The organism is Cupriavidus sp. H18C2, from assembly GCF_049393795.1.
In the GTDB taxonomy this organism is placed as follows: domain Bacteria; phylum Pseudomonadota; class Gammaproteobacteria; order Burkholderiales; family Burkholderiaceae; genus Cupriavidus; species Cupriavidus pauculus_C.
The window spans coordinates 259,960-276,954 of sequence record NZ_CP186012.1 but is presented as its reverse complement, the minus strand read 5'-3'; the positions used below and the strand labels follow the sequence as shown (position 1 = coordinate 276,954).

The 16,995-nt window shown below is 62.4% G+C and carries 12 protein-coding genes; 9 read left to right on the top strand and 3 right to left on the bottom strand.

Features of this window, described 5'->3' with window-relative positions:
- Positions 1–59 precede the first annotated feature (59 nt).
- A complete protein-coding gene (locus EPAKOI_RS26625) occupies positions 60–7,505 on the top strand; it encodes a filamentous hemagglutinin N-terminal domain-containing protein (protein WP_423194668.1) in 7,446 nt (2,481 codons plus the stop codon).
- Positions 7,505–7,963, top strand: coding sequence for a hypothetical protein (locus tag EPAKOI_RS26620; RefSeq protein WP_423194667.1), 459 nt, complete (start codon positions 7,505–7,507; stop codon positions 7,961–7,963). The genes EPAKOI_RS26625 and EPAKOI_RS26620 overlap by 1 nt, the downstream gene beginning before the upstream one ends.
- Before the next feature lie 198 nt (positions 7,964–8,161).
- On the opposite strand, the gene EPAKOI_RS26615 is transcribed toward EPAKOI_RS26620, so the two are convergent.
- The gene (locus EPAKOI_RS26615) at positions 8,162–8,914 is read right to left on the bottom strand and encodes an SDR family NAD(P)-dependent oxidoreductase (protein ID WP_423194363.1); all 753 of its coding nucleotides are present in this window, start codon (positions 8,912–8,914) and stop codon (positions 8,162–8,164) included.
- Positions 8,915–9,044: 130 nt separating this feature from the next.
- Between EPAKOI_RS26615 and EPAKOI_RS26610 the strand changes: the two genes are divergently transcribed.
- Complete coding sequence (locus EPAKOI_RS26610) at positions 9,045–9,995, top strand: LysR family transcriptional regulator (RefSeq protein ID WP_423194666.1); 951 nt, start codon at positions 9,045–9,047, stop codon at positions 9,993–9,995.
- A gap of 493 nt (positions 9,996–10,488) precedes the next feature.
- Complete coding sequence (locus tag EPAKOI_RS26605) at positions 10,489–10,692, top strand: hypothetical protein (RefSeq protein ID WP_423194665.1); 204 nt, start codon at positions 10,489–10,491, stop codon at positions 10,690–10,692.
- Positions 10,693–11,163: 471 nt separating this feature from the next.
- On the opposite strand, the gene EPAKOI_RS26600 is transcribed toward EPAKOI_RS26605, so the two are convergent.
- Both EPAKOI_RS26600 and EPAKOI_RS26595 read right to left on the bottom strand, forming a co-directional pair.
- Complete coding sequence (locus tag EPAKOI_RS26600; protein WP_423194664.1) at positions 11,164–11,547, bottom strand: VOC family protein; 384 nt, start codon at positions 11,545–11,547, stop codon at positions 11,164–11,166.
- Between the two features lie 828 nt (positions 11,548–12,375).
- On the bottom strand, positions 12,376–13,104 hold the full coding sequence (locus EPAKOI_RS26595) for an IclR family transcriptional regulator (protein ID WP_423194663.1): 729 nt from the start codon (positions 13,102–13,104) through the stop codon (positions 12,376–12,378).
- A gap of 205 nt (positions 13,105–13,309) precedes the next feature.
- Here EPAKOI_RS26595 and EPAKOI_RS26590 point away from each other — a divergent pair, with 205 nt between their 5' ends.
- The 5 genes from EPAKOI_RS26590 (at position 13,310) to EPAKOI_RS26570 (ending at position 16,992) form a co-directional block, all read left to right on the top strand.
- Positions 13,310–13,948, top strand: a complete 639-nt coding sequence (locus EPAKOI_RS26590; protein WP_423194662.1) for a tripartite tricarboxylate transporter substrate binding protein — start codon at positions 13,310–13,312, stop codon at positions 13,946–13,948.
- The gene (locus EPAKOI_RS26585; protein WP_423194788.1) at positions 13,848–14,234 is read left to right on the top strand and encodes a tripartite tricarboxylate transporter substrate-binding protein; all 387 of its coding nucleotides are present in this window, start codon (positions 13,848–13,850) and stop codon (positions 14,232–14,234) included. The genes EPAKOI_RS26590 and EPAKOI_RS26585 overlap by 101 nt, the downstream gene beginning before the upstream one ends.
- 49 nt (positions 14,235–14,283) lie before the next feature.
- Entirely contained in the window at positions 14,284–14,982 is a 699-nt protein-coding gene (locus EPAKOI_RS26580; protein WP_423194661.1) for an RraA family protein, read from the top strand.
- Entirely contained in the window at positions 14,979–15,923 is a 945-nt protein-coding gene (locus EPAKOI_RS26575) for a hydroxyacid dehydrogenase (RefSeq protein WP_423194660.1), read from the top strand. The genes EPAKOI_RS26580 and EPAKOI_RS26575 overlap by 4 nt, the downstream gene beginning before the upstream one ends.
- Positions 15,924–16,011: 88 nt before the next feature.
- Positions 16,012–16,992 carry a Bug family tripartite tricarboxylate transporter substrate binding protein gene (locus EPAKOI_RS26570; protein WP_423194659.1) on the top strand — a complete coding sequence of 327 codons (981 nt, stop codon included), beginning with the start codon at positions 16,012–16,014 and terminating at the stop codon, positions 16,990–16,992.
- The last annotated feature ends 3 nt before the right edge of the window (positions 16,993–16,995 follow it).

The following is a 16,995-nucleotide window of genomic DNA, read 5'->3' as shown; positions in this document are numbered from 1 at the left end:
GCCGGCGGCGTTTCACGCTGCCGTTCCAAGTTTTTTGTCTGACGCTGTTCAGCCCTACCATGCAACGCGACCGCTCGGCCACGCTGTACCCCGTTTCCTCGACCTCCGCTGACGTTCCTACGGACGTGCCGGCCGACCTGTCCCTGGCTGACCTCTCTCTGGCCGACCGAGGCCGCCGCAGCCTGGCGGCGCGTGCAGTGGCGGCATGCCTGGCCACGACGCTGTGGATCGGGCCGATGTCGATCACGCTGCAGCAGTCCAGGCAGGCAGCAGGGGTGCTCGGCGCCGGTGCAACGCCTGTGGATGCCTTCGCCACGCATGTCGGCGCTGTGCGGCAGGGGCTGCTGCGCTGGGCCATGGATCAGTTGCCGGTGGTATTGCGCTTCGGCCCCGCAGAGGCCATGGCCGCGCCAGTGACGGATCCGGCTGCACCGATCCGATTTACGCCGACGATCTCGGTAACGACGGGCCCTGGCGCACCGCAGGGCGGCGTGCCTGTCGTGGGCATCACCACGCCGAATGCCCAGGGCATCTCGCTGAACCAGTACCGCTCGTTCGTTGTGGATCCGATCGGGCTGATCCTCAACAACAGCGCCACCGGCGGTGGCGCATTCCTGGGCGGCCAGGTGGCGGCCAATGCCAATCTCGCAACGTCGGGGCCGGCGCGTCTGATCGTCAACCAGGTGACCAGCAATGCGCCGGCGCAGATCAACGGCATGGTCGAGGTGTTCGGCGCACAAGCCGGGTTGGTAGTGGCCGCACCGGGCGGTATCTTTACCAACGGCGCAGGCTTCACCAACACGTCGCAGGTCACCCTGACGACCGGCACGCCGCAGTGGCTTTCGGCCACGGGCGCCGCCACGAGCTTCGATGCTGCCGCGTCGGCGGGATTTCTGGTGGAAGGCGGCCGCATCCACATCGGCAACCCGACGCCGGGGTCGGCCAGCACCGGCATCGAAGGCACGGTCGGCAATATCAATCTGATCGGCGAGTCAATCGGCGTCGATGCGGCGCTGAACGCCGGCCGCCAGATCAACCTGGTGGCGGGTCGCCAACTGGTAAAGCCCGATGGCGACGGGTTCACGACGACGCCTACCGGCGTCAACAATGCGGCCACGAATACCTCGGCCACGAACGGCCTGGCCATCGATGCGACGGCGTTCGGGGCGATGAATGCCGGGCAGATCCGCATCGTCAGCACGGCCGTTGGTGTGGGGGTGCGCGCCGATGGCAACCTCGCGGCGTCGGCGGGCAATCTCACCATCGATGCGTCGGGCAACGTGAAGGTGGGCAGCACCTACGCAAAGCAGGCGGCGGCGCTGAACGCTGCCGGTACGCTGGAGGCGTCCGGCAACGGCAGCGCCGAGGCGGGTTATTCGGTCAACGCGGCTGGCGATGTGACCCTGGGTGGCACGCTGGAAGCGGGTCGCGGCGTCACCGTGACGTCGGGCGGGGCCATCCGTGGCGCGGGTGGTGTCAAGGCACAGGACGCCGTTGCGCTCGATGCAGCGACCAATGTGGATGTGGGCGGAGCCATCAACGGCGCCAGCATTGTGGTCAAGGCGGCGGGGCAGGACGGGCAGGGCGATATCCGCCTGGGCGGCGATGTAACGTCGCCGGGCACTATCGCGCTTCAGGCAGCGCGGGATACCGTCATCGACGGTAGCGTCGTGTCGGCCGGCGACCTGAACCTGGCTACACAGCGCAATCTGACGATTCGCGGCGCTGCGGGTAGTACCACGGGCAATGTGTCGCTGACCGGCGTAGACGGTAGCGTCACCACGGCGGGCAATGTTGTGTCCCCTGGCACGCTTACCGTGAAGGCGGGTACCGATGTGAGCCTTGGTGGTCAGGTCGTGGCCACGGGGCAACTCGAGGTCACGGCGCAGACTGGCAGCATTACCACCAGCGGGCAGATTGGAAGCAACGCCGGCATCGTGCTGAAGGCGGCGCAAAATGTAACGGTGGGCGGCCAGGCGCAAAGCGCGGGCGATACGGCTATCACCGCGACACTTGGCAACGTTGTCGTCAATGGGGCTCTGACCAGCGACGGCAATACCGCTATCACTGCCGGCGGCAGCGCGAACGTTTCAGGAAAGTTGTCGAGCGGCGGAAACGCCAGCGTGTCGGCTGCGGCGGGGTCGGCCACGATCAGTGGGTCGCTGACGAGTCTTGGAAATGCCAATGTCACGGCCGCGCAGGATGCGACGCTATCTGGCAGCACGCTGGTGGGCGGGAATCTCGGTGCGTCGGCAGGCCGGACGCTGAAGGTGGGCGACCTCACCTGGATCGGCAAGGATGCCACGCTGCGCGGTGGCGACGTCTCGATAGGCGCGCCGCCGGGCCAGCAGAACGCTGTCAGCGGCACGCTGGATGTTGCCGCCACGGGCGGCCTGACGCTGACCGGCGATACCACGGCGACCAACGTGACGCTGAGAGGCGCGACCATCAGCAACGCGGGCGGAACGGCGGCAGTGCAACAGATGCAGGTGTCGGGCGGCACGGTGACCAACACCGGGACGCTGGCTGGCAATGCCGTTACGCTAAACGTGGCGAACCTGACCAACCGGGGCGTACTGGGCGGGCAGAGCGTCAATGCGACGATTGGCAACGCGTTCGACAATGCGGCCGGCCTGCTGTCGGGTGCCCAGACACTCACGGTGTCGGCCGGTGCACTGGTGAACAACTCGGGCGGCACGCTGTTTGCCGGCGACCTCAGCGGCCAGAATCCGCTGAGCGGAAATCTCGCGTTCACGGTGCTCGGTGGCAACGGCAGCTTCAACAACGTCGGTGGTCAGGTGCTGGCGGGCAACAACCTGACGCTCAATGCGCCGAACCAGGTATTCGACCCATCGGCCATGGCCACGGGCAAGCTGGACGCCAATGGCACGTTGACGCTGGGCGCACCGGCGATCAACAACACCGGCACGTGGACGGTGCCCGGCGGCAGTGTCGTACTCAACGCCAGCCAGGGCATCAGCAACAGCGGCACGATCCAAAAGGCGGGCGACCTGTCGCTGGCCACTGGCGGTGCCCTGACCAACACCGGGCAGATCATCGGCGGCGCCAATGTTTCGCTGTCGTCAGGCAACCTGACCAATACGGGGACGCTGCACGCCAATGGCGACCTGGCGCTGGATGGCAACAACACCAACCGAGGCGTGGCAGAGGCGCTGGGCAATATCGCCATCACGGGTGGCAACTTCGACAATACCGGCGCTAAGACCCAGGCCAACGGGAACCTGAAGATCGACATTGGCGGTACCGTCACCAACGTGGCCGGCGTGATCGGCGCCAACGGCGACATGCATATCGCGGCAGGGGCCGTGGTCAACGACCGTGCGGGGCCGGTGGATGGAGGCAGCACGACCGGCAAGGTCACCAACGAGGCGCTGGTGAATTCGACGGTGATTGGCAGCTATGCGCCACTGATCATCCCTGACTGCAGCGGCGAGTCCTGTTCGGCGAACACGACGACAGGACCGCCGACCAACGTCACGTTGGGCGACCTGGCGCGCAACGCTGACGGCAAGACCATCTCGCCGGTTCTTGGCTACATCCCGCACTATGGCGATGGAGAAAGCGGCTCGACCTACTACTTGCCGCAATGGCACCTGGGTGCCGATCCGGGCTCGGGTGACGCCGTCAGTAATATCCCTGTGCCGGTCCTGGCGCTGCCGACCGTCGACCGCACCATCGTCAGTCAGAAGGATGGGACTGCGGGCCAGATCGTCAGTGGCGGCGATCTGAGCATCACGGCTGGCGCGCTGTCGAACAAGGGTGGCATTATTTCGGGCGCGAAGGACGTCACGCTCAACGTTGGGAGTCTCGATAACGGCCGCTCCGCCACCCTGCTGAACAGCGTCACGGATACCGTGAATCAGGCCGACCTGAATGCCTTCATGGCGCAACTGAAGGCTATGGCGCAGCCTGGCAGCAGTTCCATGTCCGGCTTCGATCAACTCATGTATGGCAAATTGCCGCCATCCTGCTCGGGTGATAGTTGTGGTGCCCCCCGGTACACGGCGGTGCCGATGGCGATCGGCATCGATGCCAACGGTGCGCAGGTCGTCACGCCCAGCCAATCGTCAGTGTCTTATGAGCTGGGCAAGGCGGGCCAGATCTCGTCGGGACGCAACCTGGCCCTGAACGGCACCGGCGACCTGACCAACGCGGGCGATATCGCCGCCGCTGGAAACGTCAAAATCACGACCCCGGGTACCTTCACCAACAAGGGGGTGTACGACGTCACTGTTTCGACGAAGGCCGGCTGTGTGCCAGGTGGCGACTGTCCGGACGATAGCAATCCCACCGTGCAGTCGGTGGCTTGGCAACAGACGCCTGCCACGATTGCCGCCGGCAATTCGCTGACCATCAACGCAGGCGGCGTGCAGAACCTGAATGCCACGCTGGCCGCGCAGGGCAATGTGGACCTCACGACCGGCGGCACGGTCACCAACCGGGCCGGTGCGATCCAGTCGATTTCTGGCGATGTCTCGATCACGGCGGCCGCGCTGGTCAACCAGTCCGTCGATCCGGTCAAGCTGAACAAGAACTATGGCGGCCAGAATCCTGCATATGCCGGTGGCTGCAATCCGGGCGGCACCTATGGCAACAGCCAGTGCCGCGCCACCGAGGACGCCGCCGCCGGTCCGGCCGCAGTGATTTCCGGGGCGCGTGATGTCACGATCCAGACCGGATCCCTCAATAACAATGGCGCGCTGATCAGCGGTGGCCGCAATGTCAACGTGCAGGCCAGCGGCGGGGTGGACAACACCGCCATCGCGCTCAATGCCGACTGGATCGGTCGCTGGCAGGAAGACCGCAGCGGCGGTGACCGCTGGCACGATACCGGCGGCCGTTCGGTGCTGGGCAGCATTGCGTCCGGCATCCAGGCAGGTAACTCGTTGACCGTCAATTCCGGCGGGCAGATCGTCAACACCGGCAATCTGCTGGGCGCAGCCGTCGACCTGACCGGTACGTCCATGGTCAACGGCATTACCACTCCGAACCAGCCGACGCCGCCGATCGCCCCGCCGCAACAGGTTATCCCGCTCGGCCCGTCTCCGGTGCCGGCCGGATCGCTGCCGCCTACGGCGACTGTTACTCCGGATCCCACAGAGCCGTGGCAGTTCACGCCCGTGGTGGTGGCCACGCCTACCGCACCGACCGCAACGACACCGCCTGCCGTCGACTGGCATTTCAATGCGAAGCCGGACGGTACGCCGGTGACCACGCCGACGACCTCGAACGACCGCGCGCAATACGTCAACCCGAACCCGGCTACCGGCGTGCTGGCTGGCGTGACGCCCGACAGCCTGCTGGCGCAATTGCCGCCGGAACTGCGCCCGGGCGACGTGACGTTCTATTACGACCCGTATACCGAAGCGCAAAAACTGCAGCAGGCTGCGCTGGCGCAAACCGGGCAGGAAAGCTTCATCAGCGGCCTGTCGTGGGACAGCCAGAACAACCTGTCGGTGACCGATCAGGAGAAGCTGGCCCTCTACAAGAACGCGGCTGACTACGCGAAGGAACACAATCTGGCGCTGGGCCAGGCCCTGAGCGTGGACCAGGTGAAGGCGCTGGACGCGCCGATGCTGTGGTACGTCGAACAGGCGGTGCCCGACCCCCGATGCACGCTGGCAAGCACGATCTGCCCGAGCGTCAATGCGCTCGTGCCGCAGGTCTATCTGCCTGAGGGCTATGCACAGGCGCTGGCGGTGCCTACGGGCGGCACCATCAGTGGCGAGAACATCAAGCTGACCGTCGACGGCCAGCTTCGCAATACCGGTCAGGTCATCGCGCGCGACACGCTGACGGTCAAGGCCGAGAGCATCGACCTGAGCGCTAACGTGGTGTCCATCGGCACCAACGCGTACAAGGCGCAGGGCGGCTGGAACGTGGTGACCGGCACCGTGGTGCAGCCCGGCGGCTTCCTGTCGGCAATGCACATGGACATCGAAGTCGATAGCATCCGGGCCATCAACGACGCGTTCCGTGTGACCCGCCCCGACGGCTCGGTCGACGCGGACGCCAGCGCCGCGCTGGTCGCGCAGCTCAAGGAAAGCCTGGGGCTGAACTACACGGAAGGCACGGTCGCCGACGACATCCACACGCGGTTTATCAAGGAGAAGAAGGGCTTCGGCATCATCGGCCAGATTGTGGCGATGGTGGCGGCGGTGGCGGCGTCCATCGTGACGGCCGGCGCTGCTGCAGCCGCGATGGGTGTTGCCTTGGCCAGTATGACCCTCGGTCAGGCAATGGTCGTGGCGGCATTGTCCAGCATGGCCGGCAGCCTCGCGAGCCAGATTGTCTCCGGGCAAGGGCTCAATTTCGGGAGAATTGCGCAGGCAGGCCTGATCGGTGCGGTGACCGCCGGGCTGACCAACGGCATTACTTTTGACGGCAACAGCTTCGGCTTGAGCGAATGGGGGAAATCGCTGGAGGGAACTAAGACTCTGGCGAACCTCGCAGGCAGCAATACGGCCGGAGGCGTGCTACAGGCCGCGAAGGACGGCGCCACAGGCACCATTTACCAACAGGCCATCGGTATGGTCGGTACCGGCCTGATCAGCGCCGGAGTCAATACCGCCTTCAACGGCGGCAGCTTTGGGCAGGCGTTCCTGAATAACCTTGTGGCGCAAACAGCCGCTCTGGGCGCTAACGCGATTGGTAACTCCACAGATCCGCTAACGCTGCAGAATGTTGCCGCCCACGCTGCGCTGGGTTGTGCTGCACAAAGTGCGATGGGAGCTGACTGCGCTAGTGGTGCCATTGGTGGCGCGGCCAGTGCGATTGCGGCACCCCTGATCCGGGATGCGTTATATGACGGTAGCGAGACCGTTGTGGACAACGGCGACGGCACGCAGACGATCAAGTACGAGAACACGGGCTACAACGCTGCGACGGTCGCTCTGGCAACACTCATTGGCGGTTCTGCCGGTGCATTTCTTGGAACAAATGCGACGGCTGCGTCGCTGGCTGCGCAGAACGAGTCGCTGAATAACTCGCTTTCGGACAAGCTCAATGGTCGTTACACTCCTCCGCTGGAGGGCGGTAGCCTTGGCGGTGGCGGCGGGCAAATTCGGTTTGGTTCGGCGGCTGGCGCGGAAGGGGATGTAGCCTCTGGTGTTACTCAAACGCAGAAGAATGGCGCCAATGCGAACGACGCAGGATCGACAACTGGGAAAACAACGGTCTATACGTCGACGGCGCCTGATGGCAAGACCCAATATGTCGGAATCACAGATAATCTTACGGCGCGTGCGGCTGCGCATATCTCACAAAAGGGGATTGAGATCGATGCGATTCCGGGGCTACAAGGTATATCTCGCGCCGATGCTCGGGCTGTCGAACAAGTGTTGATCGAGTCAAACGGATTGGGGAAGAACGGAGGATCTTTGATGAACAAGATCAATAGTATTGCGGAAAGCAATCCAGCATATGCGGGGGCTCTGATTCGAGGAGCGGCACTGCTGAAGAAAGTTGGATATCCGGGGTTCTAATGGCACTGAAAGCTGGTAGTGTCTTCGGCATAAGTACCTCCAAGGGAGAGGCTTACTTTCAATATGTGAAGAAGATCGCTCCCATGGGTACTCTGATTCGCGTATTACCTGGAATTTATCCGGATGGCCACCAGAATTTGGAATTGCTTGTCGAGCAAGAAACGAATTTCTGGATTTTCTTTCCCGTCACCGCCGCATTGAGGCACGGGGTCATACGGTTAGCGGCACACTGCGAGATTCCAGACCATGCTCAGAAGACGCCCCTGTTTCGGGCGGGGGTAGTTGACCCGGTAATCGGAAAAGTGAAGACTTGGTGGCTCTGGGATGGCGAAAAGGAGTGGAAGGTCGGATCGATTAGCGAGGAGCAGCGGAAGTTGCCAATACGCGGAGCGTGGAACGATACGCTCCTCGTTGAGCGAATCGAAAGTGACTGGCTACCTGAGAAGGATGAGCGTTAGAAATGCAAACGACGGACCCGCCTAGTATCCCGTCTGCCGGAATGACTGGAGTTCGCGGCACTAAGGTCATTTCAAAGCGCCTGGCGTCCGACCGTTTCTGGCCGGCAACCGACCGCTGGCGCGCCATCTCCCCTTGCGGCCACGACGCCACGCTTGATCTCCAAGCATGGCGTCGCGGGCCAACATTGCCTCACATCCTCAGACTTGTGCCTGCCCACCGTCAACGAACAATTCTGCGCCGTTGACGAAGCTCGAGTCGTCGGAGGCGAGGAATAGGGCAGCACCGGCAATCTCGTCAGGCTCGCCTACACGCCCCATCGGGATGCGCGATGCAAGATAGTCGAGCAGCCCCTGCTGCTGCGAGGCATCGGGACCCGCCAGGTCGACCAAGCCGGGCGTACGCGTGGCACCCGGGCTGATCGTATTGACGCGAATGCCGCGGTCCTTCAGGTCCAGAATCCAGCTACGGGCGAACGCCCGAATCGCAGCCTTCGAGGCGGAATAGACGCTGAAAGCGGCGGTGCCTTCAATGGTCGTGGTGGAACCGGCCAGAATCACTGACGCGCCGCTGGAGAGCAGCGGCAATGCCTTCTGCACGGTGAACAGCGTGCCCTTGACGTTGCGGTCGAAGGTGTCGTGATAGTGGGCCTCGGTGATGTCGCCAAGCGGCACCATCGTGCCGCCGCCGGCGTTGGCAAACAGCACATCGAGCCGGCCCTTCTCGGTGCGGATCTGCTTGTAGAGCAGATCCAGTTCTTCAGGCTTCGACGAGTCCACACGCACGCCGGTGGCGTTGCCAATGGCTACGACCGCTGCATCGAGTTCGGCCTGCCTGCGGCCGGTGACATACACGTGCGCACCTTCGGCGGCGAACCGCTTGGCAGTGGCCAGGCCGATGCCGCTCGTGCCACCGGTAACGAGTGCAATCTTGTTTTCGAGTCTGCGGGTCATGGGTGATTCTCCTTGCCTGATATCGGTTGATGTCGTTGATGTTTAGTCGCGGGAGGCGATGTAGGAAGCATATCGACGGACGTATCATTTCGAAATAGAATTGATCGCAAATCATCGTTGCAAAAATGAAATGATCAAGTTTCCTGATTTCGAAGGGCTGGCGATGTTTGCGAAGGTGGCGGAAGAGGGGTCGTTTGCCGCGGCGGCGCGCGTCATGGGCGTGTCCGTGGCCACCGTGTCGCGCGGCGTTGCCAGGCTGGAGGAGCGGCTAGGCGCACGGCTATTCAATCGCACCTCACGGCAACTGGCGTTGACGGAGTTCGGCGCGACGATTGCCGAAAAAGCGGGCGACATCTACCGGCAGGCCGAAGAGGCAGAGAGTGCCGCTAGGGAAATGTCGACGCAGCCACGTGGCCTCATCCGCCTTGCTGTGCCGATGTCCTTTGGCGTGCGCTGGGTAGCGCCTCTGCTCCCGGCGTTCTTCCAGGCCTATCCCGAGGTCTCCATCGATCTCCACTTGTCCGATGCCACCACCGACATCGTCGCCCAGGGATTTGACGCGGCATTGCGCATTGCCGCACTACCGGATTCCTCGCTGATCGCCCGGCGGTTGTGCCGGGTCTCACAGATCTTGGTGGCGTCGTCAGCGTACCTGGACGTTTTCGGTCGCCCGGCCCATCCCCGCGATCTCGTTGGCAGACCATGCTTTTCGTATGCCTACCGGGCGCGTGGCGACGTCTGGCGCTTCGCCAATGGCGCGGGTGAGGAGCACCCGGTGACGCCGGTGGGGCCGCTGCGCGTGACCAACTCGGAAGCGTTTCTACCGATGCTGCTAGCGGGGCAGGGCATTGCAGAGTTGCCGGAATTCATGGCGAGCGAATATCTGGCCGATGGGCGGCTGGAGGCGATCCTGCCTGGCTGGAGCCTGACACGGGGCGGACTGTACTTCGTCACACCATCGGCACGAACTCGGCCTGCAAAGGTCACCGCGCTAGCCGATTACCTTGCAGAACACTTGTCTTCGCCTCCATGGTTGCGGCCGCCGGCTGATGGGTCTGACACTCCAGAGCTAAGGAAATAGCGTTAAAAAGACTCTTGCCGACCCTTCTGTGTCACTCAACGAAAGTTTCGATATCCCCTGTTCGCCAACCACCGGACTTCGCGTACGCGTGCTTCCGAGAATTCTTGAGCCCAACGCGGAAGCTTATGAGCTGACACAACCGACCAGGAGTGCGAGGGTATCCGGGCCGTGGGAACGGTGCCGAGGACCGGCAGTTTAATCTGCTCGCCGGCCAGGCTGCAGTGTTTCCTCTCGTCGCAAGCTGCCCACGTCCACATGTTTATCAGGGTGGACAGCCTGGATTACAGCATGTCGCGGTACCCGATCGAGCGTGTCCGAGCGTTGTCTAACCTCACTTTGCACACGGGCACGGCACTCGTCGCCCTCGAAGGAAATCACCATCTGGAATCCGTACGCTATCGAGGTATTGGTGCATTGAAGGGACAATGACCGTGCAACAATTTTTTTGTTCATTGGGGTCAACCCAAATACTTCGTGGCTCAAGAGCTGTGACGTGAAGTTGCACAACAACGGTTTCGTTTTGACGGGAGGCGATGTTCCTCATGACAATAAGGCGGTTTGCCAATTGCAAACCAACGTAGAAGGCGTGTTCGCCGTTGGCGACGTGCGCTGCGGTTCCAATAAGCGGGTCGCGTCCGCTGTAGGAGAAGGTGCGGCGGTGGTCGCGCAGATTCACCAATTTCTTGCCGAGCGCTGAGGTCTACGTAACGAGTCAATCGGAGACGTGGCGAGGGTACAGTTGCGATGCGTGCGCGCACCGACTCATTGACATATTGACTTCCTGCAGCGTCTCGCTTGGCAAACTGGAGCTCATGAGGAGCGCATGCCAATGAAGCGGTATCAAGCTCCGTCACAGGCTTTAGTGCGAGCTAAGTGGCTTGTTGTGAATGCCGGTAGAGGCTGCGAAACGGGCCGAAACAGACCTTGTCGTGATCGGGATCGATCACGAAGCCGAACCAGCGTCTGTTCATGCTCGTAGAGCAGACGTTCGTCAGACCGTTGCGTCGGCCAGTTGAATCCACAGCCGAACCCGGTCCTCGCTGAAGCTCTCCGCTGGACGTCGGACAGCGGCTGCCCGGGCGTGTGATGATCTACGCTTCCGCCGCCACCGGTTCGATCTGCGCAGAAATCTACTCATTAGCATGGAGGACTCGGATCGGATCGCGCGTTAGCCGCCAATCGCGTAAGGGCGGGTCATCACCTCAAGAAAATGACCGTCAGGATCGTCGAAATACATTCCCCGGCCGCCATTGTGCAGGTAGGTTTCGCCGGCCCGCTGTTTGCTGGGGTCCCCCCAGTACTGAATTCCTCTGTCACAAACGCGTGCGAAGACGCGGTCGAACTCTTCCTCGCTGAGCAGGAATGCGTAGTGCTGCATGGAAATCGCGCCATCGCGCTCGAAGAAGTCGAGCGAGACACCGTTGTCGAGTTGGACGACCAGCATCTGCCCAAAGGGGACGGGGCTTGGCAGCCCTAAAATGGCCACGAGGAACCTTGCCGATCTTTCTTTATCGCTGCACCAGACGATCGTATGGTTGAGTTGTACACCCATGATGCGTCCCCCTCTCCGATTATCGCAATATGCCCTTCGCGCAAGACGCCCGTCTGTCTCGCTGTGGCTCCAACATAGTCGATGCCCATTGCAGTACAAGTGAATGTGATTATTGATCCGGCTGCGCACAATTATTGGGCCAGGGCTATTTAGGTCGTATCTATAGCGCCATTTGGCGCTCCCGGGGGTAGTGCGGGCCTCTAGTGGACTGTTCGCATTAAATGCAATTAATCGCCATGCAATTAGCGCTTCAGTAGGCCGCCATTGCGGAGACTACAGCAGAAGGTGCTGAAGAGCCGTCTTGGAGACCTTTTGTAATCCATTGTTCCAGCGTAATGTCGAAAGGAACGGCCCGTAGCCTGGGGGCCAAGTCACGTGTGCCAAGATCGGTAAAGCCGATTCCTACTATCAGGGGACAATCTGGGAGGAAGGGCATGACAGCGTTATCTTAGTGCGGAGGACTATCTGCACCAGCGTGTAGCCACCAATTTCCAGGCGACGATGTAACGATACGCGCGGCCGCAATTCTCGGGCCCGACGCAGGGCAGAGATAGACACTGGCAAGGCCGATGCCTGTGGACGGTGTTGCAGCCATGGCCAGCTCCAGCGTTGGCGAGCTCTAGCACGACTGACCGGAAATCGCCGGTTCGGCCGGCTGCCGACCACCAGGCCATGGCTGTCTCTGACCGACCACCTCGGCCACTCATGTTCGAACCGGCGGCAGTGGAACCTGTACCGGCTCTATCAGCAATCTGACCATGAGGGATGCGGCAGGCCGCCATCGGCGGCAGAGTGCCATCCGGCGCGGCAATGCGTAACGGCAGCTCGTCAGTCGTGTGTGAGCGCCGATGTGTTGTAGATCTGCTCGCACCAAGCCGAACTTGCGCCCAGGAGCCGCGAGAGCTTTGCGGCGACGACCAGCTGAACGCGCGCGATTTCGGAGCGCTCTGCTGCCTGCAGCCGCGACGCCGGCCCGGAGAGCGTGAGGGCAGCCAGGAACTTGTCACCTGAGCCGAAGAGCGGCGTTGCAAACGCCGCAGTGTACACGTCGCGCACCCCCGAAGTGAACCACGGCAACTGCTCATCACGATATGACGAGGCTTCCCCCTTACCCCAGTACTTGAGTACCGAACCAATCGCAGTGTCATCGAGCGGCAGGATCGTGCCGGGCAGACGCGTTTCTCGCAGGCCCTCACTGGGCTCGGCGCGATAGAGACACATGCGTTGCTCGTCGCCGTGCAGCACGTAGTACGACGCGCTCTCCCGCGTAGCTAGGGCTAGCTCCTGCAAAACAGGCACGATGACAGTGCCGAGCTGAAACGATTGCTCGTACAGCTTGCCCAGATAGAGCAGGCGCGGGCCCAGCGCGTAACGGCCGTCGGCCGTGCGCACCACGTAGCTCATCCTTTCCAGCGAGTTCAGCAGCCGAAAGACGGTCGTTTTGTGCATTCCCGACGCCGTCGACAGGTGTGCGAGAGACAGAACTTCCGAACCAAGTCGGAAGCAATCCAGCAGGCTGAGGGCCTTTTCAACGGCAGCTACCCCGTGATTACTCATTTTCCATTCTCGACGCAGTTTTGATGATTGTACTGTGTACAACGTAATTTTGTATCGTACACGGGTAAACGCCTAGTGGAACGCCAACTTGGAGCGACTATAGTTCTTTCAAATTTATGAAACGCAGTTGTATATGGTACAACGCAAAAACGGAGACCCCATGCGAGCAGTTCGATCCCGTGCTCTTCTCTTCGCTGCAATGGCCATGATTGCAGTGTCGGCCCAGGCAGCGTGGCCAGAGGACCGGCCCATCGAGGTTTATGTCGGATTCGCCGCAGGCGGTGGTACCGACTTGCTTGCGCGTGCGATGGCCCCGTTCCTGCAAAAGCACTTGGGCGGGAAGGCACGCATCGTTGTGGTCAACAAGCCGGGCGCCTCCGGCGAAATTGCTTACCTGTCGCTATCAAGGGCCACACCTGACGGTTACACAATTGGCATCATTTCGACGCCTTCTTTCCTAACGATTCCCATCCAGCGCAAGCCCAAATACGATCCGGCCGCCATCGTGCCCCTGGCACGCGTCATCGATGACCCAACCATGTTTGTGGTCGCTGGCGACAGCAAGCTGGCGTCGATGGCCGATCTGGTCAAGCAGCTCAAGGGCAATCCGGAAGGCCTGTCGATGGGCAGCAACGGCATCGGCACGAACGGCCATATGGCTGCATTGGCCCTCCAGCAGGCCACCGGCGCCAAGGGTCAACCACATCCCCTTTGCCGGAACGTCGCAGACCAAGACCAGCCTCCTGGGCCATCACATCGACGTCATGGCGATGAGCACCACCGAATTCACCGAAGCCGACCGCGCGTCGAAGGACGTGAAGGTGCTCGCGCAACTTGGCACTGAACGTCGAACGGGCGTCGTGGCGGACGTGCCAACAGCCCGGGAACAGAAGCTCGACATCACGATCTCGTCCGAACGAGGCTTCGCGGCGCCGCGCGGACTGGCACCAGCCATTGCGAAGCGCCTGCAGGACGCCATTGAGGTAACGACCAAAGACCCCGAATTCCTGGCCCGCGCCGTGAACGAGGCGCGAGGTATCTCCTATCTGTCCGGCGCGGCGTGGACGCAGCACATGACCACGCAGCGCGGCAAGTTCGAAAGCTTGTGGAATACCGGTTCCACAAAGTAACTGCAACCAGCAGATCCTCTTTGTTTGTCCGTCACATCTGGAGTTGTATATGAGCACCCAAGCCAAAGCATCCCCCGCGATCCGTCGGGATCTTGAGCGTGTTTCCCCTCAACTGGTAGAGCGTGCTTCGAAGTTCCAGGCCGCCATCCTGGCGGATGTGGTCGGCCGTCGCGGCACGCTGAACGCCCGGGTGCAGGGCCTGTCGCCGGCGATGAAGGTGTGCGGTCCGGCACTGACCGTCGAGGTGCGTCCCGGTGACAACCTCATGTTCCACGTGGCGCTGGCTATCGCGAAGCCGGGCGACGTGATCGTGGTCGATGGCAAGGGCGACCAGACCGCCGCCCTGTGCGGCGAAATCATGGCGACGCAGGCCCAGGCTTCCGGCGTGGCCGGCTTCGTGATCGACGCCGCCGTGCGCGATTCGCATGAACTGGCCAATGGCCAGTTCCCGGTGTTTTCGGCCGGGACCAATCCCTGCGGTCCCACCAAGGCCATTGGCGGCCTGGTGAACTGGCCGGCATCGGTGGCGGGCGTGGCAGTCAATCCGGGCGACCTCATCGTAGGCGATGCTGACGGCGTGGTGGTTATCCCGCGCGAAGACGTTGCCGCGATTTTGGAACTGGCGCAGAAGAAAGTGGACGCCGAAGCAAAGCGTATCGCCGCCATCAAGGCCGGCGAGCTGCGTCCGGGCTGGCTGGACAAGGAACTGCGCGCCGCCGGCGTGCTGGCCGAGGGGGAATCGCTGTGAGCGGCGTGAAGAAGCCCGCTCTGCTGGTCACAGGCAATGACCTAGCGCCGCAGGCGCTTGAACTGCTGAAGGACTTCGAGGTGACCTTCGCGGGCAAGCAGTGCAGCGAGGGCACCGTGCTGGCACTGGCCAGGGAAAAGGACCCGGTAGCGATCATCGTGCGCTACGGCAAGGTAGGCGCGACGATCATGGATGCCGCCCCTTCGCTTAAGGTGATTTCCAAGCACGGCAGCGGCATCGACGTGATTGACCAGAAGGCGGCCGCCGAGCGCGGCATTGCAGTGAAGGCGGCAGTCGGGGCGAATGCTGCGGCTGTGGCCGAGCATGCGTGGGCGCTGATCCTGGCCTGCGCCAAGGCGGTGCCCCACCTGAATGACCGTATGCGCGCTGGCCACTGGGACAAGTCGACCCACAAGTCCATCGAGCTGAACGGTCGTACGCTGGGCATCGTGGGCCTGGGCGAGATTGGTCGTCGCGCCGCCGCGACCGGTTTGGCGTTAGGAATGAACGTGATCGCGTTCGACCCCTATGCCAAGGCCGTGCCCGCCGGTGTGACGCCGGTGGACAACCTGCCGCAGCTCTATCGCGAGTCCGATGTGGTGTCGCTGCATTGCCCGCTGACCGAAGAGAACCGCGGGATGCTGGACCGCGAGACGCTGGCCCAGTTCAAGGACGGTGCGATCCTGGTCAATACGGCGCGCGGCGGCTTGATCGATGAGCCGGCCCTGGCCGAGGCGTTGACCAACGGCAAGCTCTACGCGGCCGGGCTGGACAGCTTCGCCGTCGAGCCGATGACCGTTCCCCATCCGTTCCAGCAAATCCCAAACCTTATCCTGTCGCCGCACATCGGCGGTGTCAGCGATGCGGCTTACGTGAACATGGGCGTTGGCGCGGCAAACAACGTGCTGGCTGTACTGCAAGACAGTGTCGCTTCGGTGTAAGCAGACCCTCAGGTTTCATCAGATAGAAACAGGCACCCCGGCGGGTCGGGCAGCAGGCCAGACCCGCCAGAGGTGCCAGGAGACAACGATGTTCCATCGCGCATTTTTCCGTTTGGCCTACCTGGTCACCGTCATCTCGCCCGCCGCCGGCGTGGCCACACCGGCACTGGCCGCCTACCCGGACAAGCCCGTCCGGATCGTCGTGCCGAATCCGCCTGGCGGCGCTGTCGATGTGGTGACGCGCAAGATGGCGCAGAAGTTGACCGTGCAGATGGGCCAGAGCTTTGTGGTCGAAAACAAGCCTGGTGCGTCGGGCACGATCGGCACCACGCAGGTCGTCAACGCACCGGCGGATGGCTACACGCTGCTGGCCAACGATAATTCGTATACGACACTGCCTTACGTTTTCAAGAAACTGAACTGGGACCACCAGACTGCACTGGTGCCCATCGCACCGTTCGCGTTCTCGCCGGTGGTGGTCGGCGTGAAGGCCGATTCGCGGTTCAAGGATCTCGCGTCACTGATCACCTATGCGAAGGCGCACCCAGGTGAGGTGACGTTTGGAACGGGCGGCCCCGGCAGCTCGCCGCACTTTGCCGCCGAAGCCTTCCAGCAGGCGGCCGGCATCAAGCTGATGCACGTGCCATACAAGGGTGCTGGCGAAGCCATGGTTGGAATGCTGGGCGGCAGCGTCGATTTGCTGGTGGTATCCACGCCGACCGCGCTGGCGCCGGTCAAGGGCAACCAGATGCGGCTGCTGGGTATCAGCGGCAAGCAACGCGTCGATGTGTTCCCGAACGTTCCGACATTTGCGGAAGCCGGTGTGCCCAGCTTCAACCTGTTCAACTGGTCTGGCCTGGCTGCACCGAAGGGCACGCCCAAGGAAGTCATCGCCCGCCTGCAGTCGGAGGTGCAGAAGGCGCTCCAATCGCCCGACATGAAGCAATTCCTGACGCAGATGGGTTCCCAGCCTGGGAATCTGGATAGCAGCGCCTTTGCACAACTGATCCAGAAGGAAACTGCGCAATGGGCTACCGTTGCACAGAAGGCCAATATCGAAAAACAATAACCG